Origin of the sequence: Micromonospora sp. C41 (assembly GCF_018070485.1) — a bacterium.
In the GTDB taxonomy this organism is placed as follows: Bacteria; Actinomycetota; Actinomycetes; order Mycobacteriales; family Micromonosporaceae; genus Micromonospora; species Micromonospora chalcea.
Window position 1 is genome coordinate 39,861 of sequence record NZ_JAGPXP010000035.1, and the last position, 13,767, is coordinate 53,627.

At 74.7% G+C, this 13,767-nt stretch carries 15 protein-coding genes and 1 riboswitch; of the genes, 9 read left to right on the forward strand and 6 right to left on the reverse strand.

The window, feature by feature from the left end; translation table 11 throughout:
• Positions 1-26: 26 nt before the first annotated feature.
• Genes KBX43_RS27030 through KBX43_RS27040 form a run of 3 tightly spaced genes read right to left on the reverse strand, consistent with a single transcriptional unit; the run spans position 27 to position 2,552 of the window.
• Entirely contained in the window at positions 27-245 is a 219-nt protein-coding gene (locus tag KBX43_RS27030) for a hypothetical protein (RefSeq protein WP_104113058.1), read from the reverse strand.
• Between the two features lie 57 nt (positions 246-302).
• A complete protein-coding gene (locus KBX43_RS27035; protein WP_069088913.1) occupies positions 303-2,027 on the reverse strand; it encodes a glycoside hydrolase family 3 protein in 1,725 nt (574 codons plus the stop codon).
• Positions 2,028-2,060: 33 nt separating this feature from the next.
• Positions 2,061-2,552: a DUF3145 domain-containing protein gene (locus KBX43_RS27040; RefSeq protein ID WP_013287841.1), complete on the reverse strand. Its 492-nt coding sequence runs from the start codon at positions 2,550-2,552 to the stop codon at positions 2,061-2,063.
• A gap of 331 nt (positions 2,553-2,883) precedes the next feature.
• On the opposite strand from KBX43_RS27040, the gene KBX43_RS27045 reads away from it, so the two are divergent.
• The 5 genes from KBX43_RS27045 to KBX43_RS27065 all read left to right on the forward strand — a co-directional run bounded on the left by KBX43_RS27045 (position 2,884) and on the right by KBX43_RS27065 (position 8,974).
• On the forward strand, positions 2,884-3,213 hold the full coding sequence (locus KBX43_RS27045) for a hypothetical protein (RefSeq protein ID WP_043329183.1): 330 nt from the start codon (positions 2,884-2,886) through the stop codon (positions 3,211-3,213).
• Positions 3,214-3,461: 248 nt separating this feature from the next.
• Positions 3,462-4,367 carry an alpha/beta fold hydrolase gene (locus KBX43_RS27050; RefSeq protein WP_064448227.1) on the forward strand — a complete coding sequence of 302 codons (906 nt, stop codon included), beginning with the start codon at positions 3,462-3,464 and terminating at the stop codon, positions 4,365-4,367.
• A gap of 124 nt (positions 4,368-4,491) precedes the next feature.
• A complete protein-coding gene (locus tag KBX43_RS27055; protein ID WP_064448226.1) occupies positions 4,492-6,609 on the forward strand; it encodes an AAA family ATPase in 2,118 nt (705 codons plus the stop codon).
• Between the two features lie 94 nt (positions 6,610-6,703).
• A complete protein-coding gene (locus tag KBX43_RS27060) occupies positions 6,704-7,618 on the forward strand; it encodes a cation diffusion facilitator family transporter (protein ID WP_043329179.1) in 915 nt (304 codons plus the stop codon).
• Between the two features lie 143 nt (positions 7,619-7,761).
• Positions 7,762-7,893, forward strand: a riboswitch (cyclic di-AMP (ydaO/yuaA leader).
• Positions 7,894-7,897: 4 nt separating this feature from the next.
• Positions 7,898-8,974 carry a hypothetical protein gene (locus tag KBX43_RS27065; protein ID WP_043329177.1) on the forward strand — a complete coding sequence of 359 codons (1,077 nt, stop codon included), beginning with the start codon at positions 7,898-7,900 and terminating at the stop codon, positions 8,972-8,974.
• On the opposite strand, the gene KBX43_RS27070 is transcribed toward KBX43_RS27065, so the two are convergent.
• The gene (locus tag KBX43_RS27070) at positions 8,971-9,507 is read right to left on the reverse strand and encodes an SRPBCC family protein (RefSeq protein ID WP_231915621.1); all 537 of its coding nucleotides are present in this window, start codon (positions 9,505-9,507) and stop codon (positions 8,971-8,973) included. The two genes, KBX43_RS27065 and KBX43_RS27070, sit on opposite strands and share 4 nt — an antisense overlap.
• Before the next feature lie 41 nt (positions 9,508-9,548).
• The gene (locus KBX43_RS27075) at positions 9,549-9,908 is read right to left on the reverse strand and encodes an STAS domain-containing protein (protein ID WP_013287849.1); all 360 of its coding nucleotides are present in this window, start codon (positions 9,906-9,908) and stop codon (positions 9,549-9,551) included.
• Between the two features lie 421 nt (positions 9,909-10,329).
• Between KBX43_RS27075 and KBX43_RS27080 the strand changes: the two genes are divergently transcribed.
• The 4 genes from KBX43_RS27080 (at position 10,330) to KBX43_RS27095 (ending at position 12,684) form a co-directional block, all read left to right on the forward strand.
• Positions 10,330-10,734 carry a hypothetical protein gene (locus tag KBX43_RS27080; protein ID WP_064448225.1) on the forward strand — a complete coding sequence of 135 codons (405 nt, stop codon included), beginning with the start codon at positions 10,330-10,332 and terminating at the stop codon, positions 10,732-10,734.
• 170 nt (positions 10,735-10,904) lie between these two features.
• Entirely contained in the window at positions 10,905-11,579 is a 675-nt protein-coding gene (locus tag KBX43_RS27085; RefSeq protein ID WP_064448224.1) for a BON domain-containing protein, read from the forward strand.
• A gap of 59 nt (positions 11,580-11,638) precedes the next feature.
• Positions 11,639-12,136, forward strand: a complete 498-nt coding sequence (locus tag KBX43_RS27090) for a redoxin domain-containing protein (RefSeq protein ID WP_209962822.1) — start codon at positions 11,639-11,641, stop codon at positions 12,134-12,136.
• Entirely contained in the window at positions 12,133-12,684 is a 552-nt protein-coding gene (locus KBX43_RS27095) for a DsbA family protein (protein WP_064448223.1), read from the forward strand. The genes KBX43_RS27090 and KBX43_RS27095 overlap by 4 nt, the downstream gene beginning before the upstream one ends.
• A 1-nt stretch (position 12,685) precedes the next feature.
• Here KBX43_RS27095 and KBX43_RS27100 read toward each other — a convergent pair.
• Positions 12,686-13,767, reverse strand: a 1,082-nt coding sequence (locus KBX43_RS27100) for a helix-turn-helix transcriptional regulator (RefSeq protein WP_210887810.1), incomplete at its 5' end; no start/stop codon positions are given.

Sequence of the window (13,767 nt, forward strand, 5' to 3'; positions counted from 1 at the left end):
GTTAAGAAGGGGCCCTTCCTTACACCTCAGCGGTTGCGGGGGTGTAGGCGGGCGGTGCGCTCGTTGCCCCGCCGGTAGTTGCCGGTCCACCGGGCCATGGCCAGCTGCGGATCGTCGTCGACCTCGGCCAGGAACTGCGCCGCCCGGCCGCCGCGAAGCGTGCTCGCGACCCGGCCGTGATGCGTGATCACCACCGTGCCGTCGGCGCGCTCGACGTACCGGAATCCCTGTGCTGCCTCTCCCATGGCGCCACCCTGCCAGCCGGCCGCCCCGGGCCGCACCCGAGTTACCGGCGGCGGCGGTCAGGTGCGGCAGGTGGTGGCGGGCAGGCCGGAGACCGGCACCGGGGAGCGGCCGCCCGGGCGGGCCTTGCCGGCGAGCACCGCGGCGAGGCCGTTCATCGAGGCCCGGGTGGACGAGTAGGTCGCCATCAGCGTCGGGGACTTCGCCCCGGACAGCACGTACGGCGTGTCCATCGCCACCGTCACGGCGGCGTCGGCGCGCAGGTCCTTCGCGCCGTCGCCGTACCCGACCAGGTGCACCACCGTGCCGCCGGAGGGCACCACCTTGACGCCGGCCGCGGTGAGCGCCTCGGTCAGCAGCTTGCGGGTGCGCTCCCGGCCACCGGAGGAGGTCACGCTGACCGGTCCGGTCACCGCGCCGCCGCACTTGCCGCGCAGCACAGTCACCGCGGCGGTGGCGAGGTCGTCGGCGGCCTTGCGGTGGTCGGCGCCGTCGAGCGTGGACAGCGCTGGCGTGTCCCGCCCGGCCAGCCGGAACTTCATGGTGAGCACCCGGGTGACCGCCTCGACCAGGCGGGCGCGGGGCAGCGAGCCGTCCTTGAGCGCGGCGCGCAGCCCGTCGTACGCCTGGGTGACGTTCGGCGTCATCAGGATGAGGTCGTTGCCGGCGTTGAGCGCGCGCACGGCCGCCTCACCGGGTGACCACTTCTTGGCCGGGGCCATGTTCATCCCGTCGGTGATCACCACGCCCTGGAAGCCGAGCTGGCCGCGCAGCACGTCGGTGAGCAGCTTGCGGGAGAACGTGGCGGGGGTGCCCGGGTCGACCGCCTTGACGTCCAGGTGGGCCGACATCACCGCCATGGCCCCGGCGCCGATCCCGGCCCGGAACGGCGGGAACGCGATCCGGTCCAGGTCGGCGCGGGACTGCTTGATCACGGGCAGCTCGGTGTGCGAGTCCTCGGCGCTCAGGCCGTGCCCGGGGAAGTGCTTGACCGCCGCGCCGACGCCCTCGGCCTGCAGGCCGCGTACCGCGCCGGCCACCTGGGGGGACGCGGTCGCCGGGTCCGCGCCGAAGGACCGGGAGCCGATCACCGTGCTGCGGGTGACGAGCACGTCGGCGACCGGGGCGAAGTCGAGGTTGATGCCCATCGCGGCCAGCTCGGCCCCGGCGGCCCGCCAGGCGGCCTCGGTCAGCGCCGGGTTCCCGGCGGCGCCGGCCGCGAGCGGGCTGGGCAGCAGCGTCACGCCGTCGGTGATCCGGGTGACCACGCCGTACTCCTGGTCGGTGCCGATCAGGAACGGCGCGGCGCCGGCGGGCAGCTTGCCGGCGGCGGCGCGCAGCCCGTCGGTGAGCGCCCGGACCTGCTTCGGGTTGTCGACGTTCGTGGTGGCCTGGTTGCCGGAGGTGGGGTCGTCGGCGCTGAAGCCGACCAGGATGACGCCGCCGAGCCGGTACTTCGCCACCATCTCGGCGGGGGTGTCGACGCCGGCCAGCGCGCGGTTGCCGGCTGCCGAGCCGGCCGAGACCTCGGTGGCCGAGCTGCCGTAGGCGTACGGCATCAGCACCTGCCCGACCAGGTCCTCGTCGCTCAGCGTGCCGACCAGCGCGGCGGCGCGGGCGGCCGGGTCAGCGGCCGGCGACTCGCTCGGCGCGGGCGCGGCCGACGACGGCGCCGGACTCGTCGGGGTGGGACGGGGCCGGTCCGGCCCGTCCGAGCACCCGGAGACGAGCAGCGCGGTCAGTGCGGCGAGCGCGACGGCGGAGCGCCGCGGGGAAATCGACACGCGGCCCACCGTATCGGGGCAACTCGGCCGCCGTCACCCGACCCGGGTGAGCAGCGTCACCGGGGCGCCGTCGCCGGCGTAACGGTAGGGCTCCAGTTCGGCGTCCCAGGCGGTGCCCAGCGCCTTGTCCAGCGCGTGGGCGAGCGCCTCCGGGCTGCGCGCGGCGGCCATCAGGCTGCGCAGCCGGTCCTCGCCGAGCTGGATGTCACCGGCCGCGCCGACGGCGGCCCGGAACAGGCCCCGGCCCGGTACGTACATGAAACGCTCGCCGTCGACGCCGGGACTGGGTTCCTCGGTGACCTCGAAACGGATCATGGGCCACTGCCGGAGGGCAGCGGCCAGCTCCGCGCCGGTCCCCGGGCTGCCGGTCCAGCCGCACTCGGCGCGACGAGCGCCCGGATCGGCGGGCTGCGCCGTCCAGTGCAGGTTGACCGGCGCGGCGAGGACGCGCGCGATCGCCCACTCGACGTGCGAGCACACGGCGAGCGGGGTCGAGTGGACGTATACGACGCCACGCGTTGGCACGGTGACCTCCCGGTGAGCCGAGGTGCGTCTTCCCCTACGACCTCGTCCTACCGAGTGGTACCTGGACACACATGATGACCCGTGTGACTGGTGGTGCGCCAGCGAATCGGAAAATTCGCCGGTCCCAGCCGGCGGGAAATACCCGGGAGGTGGAGCCGGTTGTGCCCTCTGACGCCGCGACGACCAGCCAGGTGTCGCGGTCGTGTACAGTTCTCTGGGCGGTTCTGTGTGCCGCCGTACATCTTCGCGGGCAGGCGCTCAACCCGGGCGTCACTCGCACAGCCCCCGGACGGCTTTCCGTCCCCACCGTACGTCTGCAAGGAGTACCTCCGTGGCGAGCAACACCTCTAAGACCGCGCGCGCGTCAGTCCGGGCCGGCCAGGCTGGCCAGGGTGGCGCCCTCAGCGTGCTGGGCGAGTTCAAGTACCTGATCCCGCTCAACGGCGGCAAGCACGCCTACGTGCGCAACCTGACCAACGGCAAGACCGCGCACCTGCGCACCGACTCCGAGGCCTTCGTCGAGGAGATCCGGGTGCTGGCCGCCGCCGGCCACGCCGCCAAGATCCGGGCTGAGATCAACGGCCTCGCCGCCGCCCACCCGGACCACGGCTGGGAGGCCACCGAGAAGCGCCTGGTCGAGGCCGGCGTCTTCGAGGGCTGAGCACCCTTCACCCGCACCACCGCGACCGCCCGCCGGGATCACCCCGGCGGGCGGTTTCGCGTCTGCTCCTGCGGCAGCAGCGTCACCTCACCGGTGGCGGATCGCCGGCGGATGCGCGTCCGGCTCGTCCACGGGCCGGACGCGAATCTTCTCCCCGCCCCGGTTGCCGTGGTGTCATGACGGGTAACGCCGGTGTCACCGCCGGGACACCCGGTGGACGCAAACCGGACGGGCTCGGGGGTGGCGACATGGAACTGCGGCTTCCGGACGGCGTACGCCTGCACGTGACGGTCACCGGGCCGGTCGACGCCGAGGTCACCGTGCTGATGCTGCACGGCTGGACGCTCGACGGCCGCAGCTGGCACCGTCAGGTCGCCGAGCTGCGGGAACGGTTCGGCGACCGGGTCCGCCTGGTCACCTACGACGCGCGCGGCCACGGCCGGTCGAGCTGCCTGGCGCTGCGCGACGCCACGCTCGCCCAGCTCGGCGACGACCTCGCCACCGTGGTCGACGAGATCGCCCCGTCCGGGCCGATCGTGCTGGTCGGGCACTCGATGGGCGGAATGACGGTGATGGAGTACGCCCACCGCCACGCCGACCGGTTCGCGGCGCGTACCGCCGGGCTGGTCTTCGTCTCGACCACTGCCGAGGGGCACACGCACACCGTCTACGGCCTGTCCCCCCGCATCACGAGGTTGATCCGGCTCGCCGAGACCACCGGCGCCGGGGTGCTGGCCCGGTGCGGCGGCTGGCGGCCACCGCACGCCCTGCTGCGCGCGCTGCGCCCGAGCATCCGCTGGATGCTGTTCGGCGACCGCTGCGACCCGGCGGACATCCGGCTGGTCACCTCGGCGGTGGCCCGGGCCACGCTGCGCTCGATCGGCGGGTTCCGCGCCTCGATCGGGGCGCAGCACCGGCTGGAGACGCTCGCCGCGCTGGGCGGGCTGCCGGCCGCCGCGCTGGTCGGGGACCGGGACCGGCTCACCCCGCCGCCGTGCGCCGAGTCGATCGCGGCGGCGCTGCCCACCACGGAGCTGACCGTCTGCCCGGGCGCCGGTCACATGCTGATGATGGAGCGCCCGGACCAGGTGAACGACGCCGTGGCCGGGGTGCTGGACCGGGTGCTGACCGGCCGTCCGGCGGCCCGCCTCTGAGCGTCTCCCGCTCCGGAACGGCACTGACGTACGCCACGCGGACGGCATGCCCCGGCGCTGCGGTTGCCGGGGGCCCGTACCCTCATTCAGCCCGTCGTGCCGTCCGACCACAGGAGCATCCGCGTTGACCGACCAGACCACGCTGGACCGGGAGATCGCCGCCGAGCAGCGCCACCTCGACCGGGTGTACGCCCGGCTGGCCGAACTGCGCCGGTCGGCGGCCGACGCCGAGCGGGAGGGCTACCGGCTGGCCCGGGTCGGCAACTTCGGCGCGCTGGTCGAGCGGGATGCGATGGTCTTCCACGCCGCCCAGCGCCGGCACGTGCTGGACGCCGAGCACGAGGGGCTGGTGTTCGGGCGGCTGGACCTGCGTACCGGGCAGGTGCTGCACGTCGGCCGCCTGGGCGTGCGGGGCGTGGACGCGGAGACGCTGGTGGTGGACTGGCGGGCCCCGGCCGCCGCCGCGTTCTACCAGGCCACGCCCGCCGAGCCGCGCGGCGTGGTACGCCGGCGCACGATCCAGTCGGCCTCGGAGAAGGTCACCCGGATCGAGGACGACCTGCTGGACCCGGAGGCCGCGCCGCCGGACATGGCGGTGGTCGGTGACGGGGCGCTGCTGGCCACGCTGTCCCGGGCCACCGGCCGGGGCATGCGCGACATCGTCGCCACCATCCAGCGCGAGCAGGACGAGGCGATCCGCTCCCCCGGCAACGGCGTCACTATCGTCTCCGGCGGCCCGGGGACCGGCAAGACGGCGGTGGCGCTGCACCGGGCCGCGTACCTGCTCTACTCCGACCGGGCCCGGTACGCCGGCGGCGGCATCCTGGTGGTCGGCCCGTCCGGCGTGTTCGTCGAGTACATCGCCTCGGTGTTGCCCTCACTGGGCGAGGAGACCGCCACGCTGCACTCGCTCGGCTCGCTCTTCCCCGGCCTGTCCGCGTCGCGGACCGACCCGCCGGACGTGGCGGCGGTGAAGGGCTCGCTGCGGATGCGCCGGGTGCTGGAACGCGCGGTCCGCGACGCGGTGCCGGACTCCCCCGCCGAGCTGCGCCTGCTGTACCGGGGTGAGCTGCTGCGCCTGGAGCGCCCCGCGCTGGACGCGATCCGGGACCGGACGCTGGCCCGGGGCGCGCGCCGCAACGAGGTACGCCGGGCGGCGTTCGACGCGGTGCTCGCCGCGCTCTACGCGCAGGCCCGCACGCTGCGGGTGGGACGGCTGCCGGAGCAGCCCGCCTTCGAGGACGAGATCATCGAGCGGCCGGAGTTCCGCGAGTTCCTCAAGGCGTGGTGGCCCCGGCTGCACCCCCGGCACGTGCTGGACTGGCTGGCCCGCCCGGACCGGCTGCGCCGCTACGCCGGGGGGATCCTCTCCTCGGCCGAGATCCGGTTGCTCGGGCAGGCGTACCGCACGCTCGCGACCGACGGGCTGACGGTGGCCGACATCGCGCTGCTGGACGAGCTGGACGCGCTGCTGGGCAAGCCGGTGCAGCGGGCCCGGCCCAAGCGCGACCCGTACCAGCTCGCCGGTGGCGTGCGCGAGCTGAGCACGTACGCCGATCGGCAGCGCGCCGCCCGCGCGGCGGCGCGGGAGCGTCCGGCCGACTACCGCGACTACGCGCACGTGGTGGTGGACGAGTCGCAGGACGTCTCGCCGATGCAGTGGCGGATGATCGGCCGGCGCGGGCGGCTGGCGTCCTGGACCGTTGTCGGTGACCCGGCGCAGACGGCCTGGACCGGCGACCCGCAGGAGCTGGACCGGGCCCGGGACCAGGCGCTGGGCCGGCGCAAGCGGCACCGCTACGAGCTGACCACCAACTACCGCAACTCGGCGGAGATCTTCGCGGTGGCGGCGGCGGAGATCCGCCGGCTCTACCCGGATCTGCCGCTGCCCGACGCGGTCCGGTCCACCGGCGTTCCGCCGGTCGAGCGCACGGTGCCCGCCGCCGAGCTGCCGGCGGCCACCGTCGAGGCGGCCGAGGCGCTGCTCGGCCAGGTGGAGGGCACCGTCGGCGTGATCACGCCGGTGCCGCGCCGGGACGAGGTGGCCGGCTGGCTGGGCGCGCTCGGCGCGGGCCGGCTCCAGGTGGTGACCAGCCTCCAGGCCAAGGGCATGGAGTACGACGGCGTGGTGCTGGTGGCGCCGAGCGAGATCCGGGCCGATCCGGGCTCGGGGGTGCGCACGCTCTACGTGGCGCTGTCCCGGGCGACCCAGCGCCTCACCACGCTCGACCCGGTGGGGTGAGGGGCCACGCCCGCGCCACCCACAGTTCACTTGCATACATAGCGATGTGAGCATACATTGGGCCCGGCCGGTACGCGGCAGGGAGGGTGTTGGCGTGGGCGCAGGTCATGACCACAGCAGCGCGGTGGCCAACGCGGCACACCGCCACGCAGGCCGGCTCTGGGCCGCGTTCGCGCTGCTCGCCGTCCTGATGGTGGTCGAGGCGGTGGCCGCCTTCACCACCGGCTCGCTCGCCCTGCTCTCCGACGCCGGGCACATGTTCACCGACGTGCTCGGCATCGGCATGGCCCTCGCGGCGATCACCGCCACCCGGCGCGCCGGCACCGACCCGCAGCGCACGTTCGGCCTCTACCGGCTGGAGGTGCTCGCCGCCCTCGCCAACGCCGTGCTGCTCGGCGCCGTCGCGGTCTACGTCCTGATCGAGGCGGTACGCCGCTTCGGCGAGCCGCCGGAGGTGCTGGCCGGCCCGATGCTCGTGGTGGCGGTGCTCGGCCTGCTCGCCAACATCGTCGCCTTCGCGCTGCTGCGCGCCGGGGCGAAGGAGAGCATCAACCTGCGCGGCGCGTACCTGGAGGTGCTCGGCGACCTGCTCGGCTCGCTCGGCGTGATCGCCGCGGCGCTGGTCATCGCGGTGACCGACTGGTGGTGGGCGGACCCACTGGTCGCCGTCGGGATCGGCCTGTTCATCCTGCCGCGCACCTGGCGGCTCGGCCGGGCCGCGGTGCGCATCCTGGTGCAGGCGGCGCCGGAGCACCTCCAGGTGACCGCCGTGCACGACCGGCTGGCCGCGGTCCCCGGCGTGGCCGAGGTGCACGACCTGCACGTCTGGACGCTCACCTCGGGCATGGAGGTGGCCTCGGCGCACCTGACCACCGACCCGGGCGTGGACCCGGCCGGGGTGCTGGCCGCCGCGCGGACGGCGCTGCACGAGGACTTCTCCATCGATCACGCCACGTTGCAGGTCGAACCCGGAGCGTCAGCCGGAGTGTGCGGAAAGACCGAGTGGTGATTAGGGCAGACTTAAATCACCGTGACTGCTGTACACTTATGTCGGTTTTGCCCCACCATGCGGCACTGCGCAACGGAGCCACGCCCGGGCCGCGCCGGTAGGCTCGGTCGCGGCCGCAGCCACCGGCGTCACCGGCGCAGGTGGGGTGGCCGTCGCCTAATCGCCCGAAGGGGCGAGCCGGGGAACCACGTACGTGGGGTGCATCCGCGTCAGCGGTAGGGATCTTCCGTCCCGAACCCGTCAGCTAACCCGGTCGGCGGTTGACGGAAGGACATGTGAATGCCCCCAGTGGCACCTGTACGACGGACGGCCGCCCGGTTGGCGGCCCTGCTCGTCGCGACGCTGACTGTCGGCGTCGCGACCGTTCCGGCCTCCCCCGCCTCGGCGGCGCCCCGGACCGCCCTGCTCGCCGCCGCGCCCGGCGACGACGAGGGCGGCACGCCCGAGCTGCGCGCCCAACTCGACGCGGCCAGCAAGGGCTGGCTGGAGGCGAAGGCCGCGCTGAACCGGTCGGTGAACCGCCAGAAGCAGCTCAACGACCAGCTCGCGAAGGTCGGCGCCGAGCTGGCCGTACGTGACGCCAAGGTCGGTGAGATCGCCGGGGTGGCGTACCGCGCCGGGCGGCTCGGCACCGCCGCCGCGCTGCTCGACAGCAGCAGCCCGGCGGGCTTCATGGACCGGGCCGCCACGCTGGAACAGGTCGCCGCGCACGAGGACCGCACGGTGCGCGAGCTGATCACCACCCGGGACGAGGCCACCCGCACCCGGGCCGCGCTCGACACCGAGATCCGCGAGCAGCGCAAGCAGGTCGAGGTGATGGGCAAGCGCAAGGAGCAGGCCGAGCGCGCGCTCGAAGTGGCGAACGAACGTTCCGCCCGCAACAACAGCAGCGGCGGCGGCAGCGTCCAGGGCACCTCAAGCAAGAACGCGAAGCCCGCGCCACGCAACTCGGACGGCTCGTGGCCGTCGGAGTCGTGCAGCGTCAACGACCCGACCCCGGCCAACGGCTGCATCACCCCGCGGACGCTGCACGCGCTGCAGCAGGCCAAGGCGGCCGGTTTCACCAGGTACGTCTCGTGCCACCGGCCCAGCGGCTCGGGCGAGCACCCGAAGGGGCGGGCCTGCGACTTCGCCGCCCAGAAGAACGGCTTCGGCGGCGTGGCCAGCGGCGGTGACCGGACGTACGGCAACAACCTGGCCGCGTACTTCGTGCGCAACGCCGACCCGCTCGCCGTGCTCTACGTGATCTGGTTCAAGCAGATCTGGCTGCCCAGCAGCGGGTGGAAGTCGTACAGCGGCGGCAACGGCGACCCGTCCAGCGACCACACCAACCACGTGCACCTGTCGGTGTACTAGCGCGCTCCCGGGGGGCCGGCCGGATCGGGCCGGCCCTCCAGCGTCGCGCCGAGACGGGCCGCCAGGCTCAGGTGAGCCGCCCGGGCCTGGCGGAACGCGTACCCGAACAGCGGCGCCGGCGCGGTGAGCGTGATCTCCACGTCGATGCGCACGGTGCCGTCGGGCTCGTCGCGCAGCCGGGTGTGGTTGCGCACCGTCGTCGCCGGCTGCTGCCGGGCGACAGTGACCACCTCGTCCTCGCTCGCGACCAGCACGTCCGCCTGGTACGTGACCGGGAAGTGCAGCGGGCCCAGTTGCAGCCGGTCGGTGATCGCGTAGCTGGCCAGCGCGCCCGGCCGGGCCGGCAGCTGCCGGACCCGGACGATCAGCGGATGCAGCTCGCCCTGGCGACTCAGGTCACCCAGCAGTGCCACCGCGTCGGCCCGGCTGCACCGGGCCTGCACGGTGTAGCTGAAGCTGTCGCTGCTCTGCAAGCGGGCCCCCTCGCCGTCGTACGTCGCGACGATCGTCCCGTACCGACGCCGGGCTGGCAACGGGTAGAAGGTCCCCTGGCCGCAGGGGGTGCGAACGGCGCTCAGGCGCCGGGCAGCACCTCGGGGGTGTCGTCGGCGAACCACGGCTCGGGAGCGCCGAAGAGGCCGAGCAGGCCGGTCACCCAGAGCTGCCGGTGCACGAACCGGCTCGGCTCGGTGACCACGAGCTTGACGCCGCTGACCTCGCAGGTCTGGAAGCCGGCCACCATGGCGCTGATGCCGACCGAGTCGATGAACGTGACGAGCCGCATGTTCAGCTCGATGCGCGAGGGACGGCCCTTCGCGAGCACCTCGGCGATCGCTTCCCGCACCTCGTACGCGGTGTCGACGTCGATCTCCCCACGGGGCGCGATCTGGACGACACCACCCGGCCGCACCGACTTCACGATCGACAGGCTCACGCGAGCACCTCCACTCGCCCTTGACGGGCGCCTCATCAGTACGCGGGCCGCGACCGAGAGTATTCCTCCAACGGCCCGGTCGCCACCCCCCGGGATGAGCAATTCGCGAACTGGGCACACCTGGGCGCTCCCAATCCGGACCTCCGGGTTCCAGTTTCCCCTTCGACGCGGGCCGCGGCCAGCCGTACGGCCGGTCGGACCCGTCGATCCGCCGACCAGGGTAGCGGGCGCGCGCACGTCCCGTCGGCACCGGTCCCGGCGCGTTCGGGTGGTTCGTCCCGTTCGCTGCTCACGAGCCGGGCACCACCGCGAGGGTTTGCCGCGTGCGCCGGTGGGGCACTGCCCCGAGACAGTGAACGCGCCGGATGGACACCGGAGTCCGAAGTGGCCGCCGGCCTTCGGCACCCGAGGAGGTAGAACGATGTTCGGATCCAACCTGCTGGACCGCCGGGGCAAGGCCGAGCGGGTCGCCGACCAGGCGTGGCAGCACCTGCTCTCCGCGGCCGGCTCCGCCGGTGACAGCGTGCGCGACGCCACCCGCAGCGCCCGCCGCAACTCCTCCGGCTTCGCCGACGACGCCACCGACCTGGTCGGCTCCGCCGCCGAGGAGGCGCGCCGGCGGGCCACGCTCGCCTTCGACGCGCTGGCCGGACGCCGGCCCGCCCTGCCCTGGACGCTGCTGATCGCGGCGGCGCTCGCGGGCGCGGCGATCGGCTGGGCCGCCGGCACCGCCGCGCGCGCCGCGGGCAGCCGCGACCGCGCCGCGGACGAGATCGAGTTCGTGGACGTGGACCGCCCGAACTCCCCGGCCGGCCTGGACGGCTGAACCCCACCCGACCGGCACGGTGGCCGCTCCCGGCACTCCCGGGGGCGGCCACCGTGCCGCGTGGTGCTCTCCCCCACCCGGACCGGGTGAGGGCCGGTCACCCGGGACACGCGCAGGATCGCGGGTGCGGGACCGCGTGCCCGCGCCGCCATCGACGGAGGGAGAGCCGGATGGCCACCGACACGATCACGCGCACCGACCGGGACATCCAGTCCGCGGTGCTCGACGAACTGACCTGGGAGCCCCGGGTCGGCCCGGACGAGATCGGCGTAACCGTCACCGAGGGCGTGGTGACGCTGACCGGCCGGGTGGACAGCTACGCCAAGAAGTGGGCTGCCGAGCGGGCCGCGCACCGGGCCGCCCGGGTCCGCGCGGTCGCCAACGACCTCGCCGTCCAGATCGCCACCGCGGCCGGCCGGGAGGACCCGGAGATCGCCGTCGCGGCCGTACGGGCGCTGGAATGGGACGCGTTCGTGCCGGTCGAGACGCTGCAGGTGACGGTCTCCGACGGCTGGGTCACGCTGCACGGCGACGTCGAGTGGGAGTACCAGCGGCGGGCCGCCGAACGGTCGGTCGCCCGGCTCACCGGCGTACGCGGGGTGAGCAACGGGATCGCCGTGCGCCCGGCGGTCCGCGCCGACGGCCACGACCTGGCCGAACGGATCGTGGACGCGCTCGCGCGCAACGCCGCCACCGAGGCCGAGAGCGTCGACGTCCGGGTGCACGGCGACACCGTCGTGCTGGGCGGGCAGGTCCACTCGCCCGGCGAGCGCGCGGAGATCGAGCGGGTGGTGTGGAACGCCCCCGGCATCCGGGAGGTGCACAACCACCTGGTCGTGCGCTGAGCCGAACCACCCCGCCCGGGTGAGCCCGCCTCACCCGGGCGCCCGCCATGGTGGGAGGCATGAGTGATCCGAACGGGCTGATCACACCCGGGCGGGCCGCCCCCGGGTTCACGCTGCCGGCGGCGCCGGACGGGCGACAGGTGGGTCCCGGGCAGTTCCGGGGCCGTCCGGTGGTGCTGGCCTTCTATCCCGCCGACTGGTCACCGGTCTGCGGCGAGCAGATGGCCCTCTACCAGGCGGCCCTGCCCGAACTGGAGCGGTACGACGCGGTGCTGCTGGGCATCTCGGTGGACAGCGTCGACTCGCACCGGGCGTTCGCCGAGAGCCAGGGCATCCGGTTCCCGCTGCTCGCCGACTTCGAGCCCAAGGGCGAGGTGTCGCGCCGGTACGGCGCGTACGCGCCGCGTGGGCAGTCCGACCGGGCGCTCGTGGTGATCGACCCGGACGGCCGGGTGGCCTGGAGCCACCTGTCGCCGCCCGAGGTGAACCCGGGCGTGGACGGCATCCTCGACGCGCTGGAGCGGCTGGACGCGGAACGGCGGGTGAGCGCCCGATGACCACGCCACTTCAGGTCACCACCGCGCGGCTGCGGACCCCGGTGACCGAACACGACCACGTCCGCGGGCCGGCGGACGCGCCGGTCACGATCGTCGAGTACGGCGACTTCCAGTGCCGGTTCTGCGGCGCCGCGTACCCGAACCTGACCGAGGTGCTGCGCCAGCGGGCCGACGTGGTGCGGCTGGCGTACCGGCACTTCCCGATCGCCAACATCCACCCGTACGCGGAGAGCGCGGCGGAGACCGCCGAGGCGGCCGCCGCCCGGGGCCGGTTCTGGGAGATGTACGACTGGCTCTTCCAGCACCAGGACCAGCTCGACCCGGTGCACCTGTCGCTCGGCGTCGAGCAGATCGGACTGTCGCCGGACGAGATCGCCGCGGAGGTCGGCCGCCAGGAGTACGCCGACCGGGTGCGGCAGGACTTCGTCGGCGGCATCCGCAGCGGCGTCAACGGCACCCCGACGCTGTTCGTCAACGGCGTCCGCCACGACGGCGGCTACGACCTGGCCGAACTGCTGACAGCGGTGGACGCCGCCGCCGACGCCTGAGTCAGATCAACCGCAGCTCGCGCGCCCGCCGGACGGCGTCCCGCCGGCGGGTCGCGTCGAGCTTGCGGTAGATGTTGCGCACGTGCGTCTTGACGGTGTTCACCGACAGCGACAGCTCGGCGGCGATCTCCACGTTGGACAGGATGCTCTGCAGGTACCGCAGGATGGTCAGCTCCCGCTCGGTGAGCGGCTCGTCCAGCCCGCGCGCCGCGCCGTCCGCCGGCCCGGTGACCGGCTGCGCGTCCGTGCCCCGGACCAGTTCGCTCACCGTGGCCCAGTACGCGGTCCCGGAGTCCAGGTGCGCGGCCAGCAGGTCCCGTACCCCCGGGTCGGTGCGGGTGAAGACGCGCCGGTAGCCGTCCGGCTCGGCGAGCGCCAGCACCTCCTCCAGCGCCCGCCCGGCCCGCCGGGCGTCACCGGACCCTCCGGCCAGCACCGCGTCGAGCAGCCCGGCGCCCAGCCGCACCGGCAGCGGCCAGTCCGCCGCGCCGGGCCCGGCCCAGTCGGGCAGCGTCCGCTCGGCCGCGCGGGCGTCACCGGCGCGCAGCAGCAACCGGGCGGACGCCAGCGCCGGCGCCGGCCCCTCACCAGTGGCGTCGAGCAGCGCCCGGGCGCCGTCGGCGTCACCGGCCGCCGCGCGTACCTGCGCCTCCTCGGCGGCCAGCCACCCGCCCAGCTCCGCGCCGGGCGCGACCGCCCGCGCGCCGGCGAGTGTGCGCAGCGCGCCCGCCGGGTCGTCGCCGTCGGCCAGCAGCCCGGCCCGGCAGAGCGCGGCCAGCGCCGCTCCCCCCGGCTCCGCGGTGGCCGGACCGGCCAGCGCCAGGTGGGCCACGGCCTCCGCGGGCCGGTCCCGGTGCCAGGCCACGAGCGCCAGCGCCAGGTACGCGTAGCCGCAGTCCGCCCGCGCCGACCAGCCCTGGCAGGCCGGCATCGCCAGCGCCTCCCCGGCGAGTTCCTCGGCCGCCCGCAACGCGCCCCGGGCCGCCTCCCGCGCCGCCGACCGGCTGACGCAGAGCAGCTCGGTCCGCGGCCGCCCGGCCCGGCGCGCCGCCTCCCGCGCCTCGGCGACCCGGGTCCGGGCGG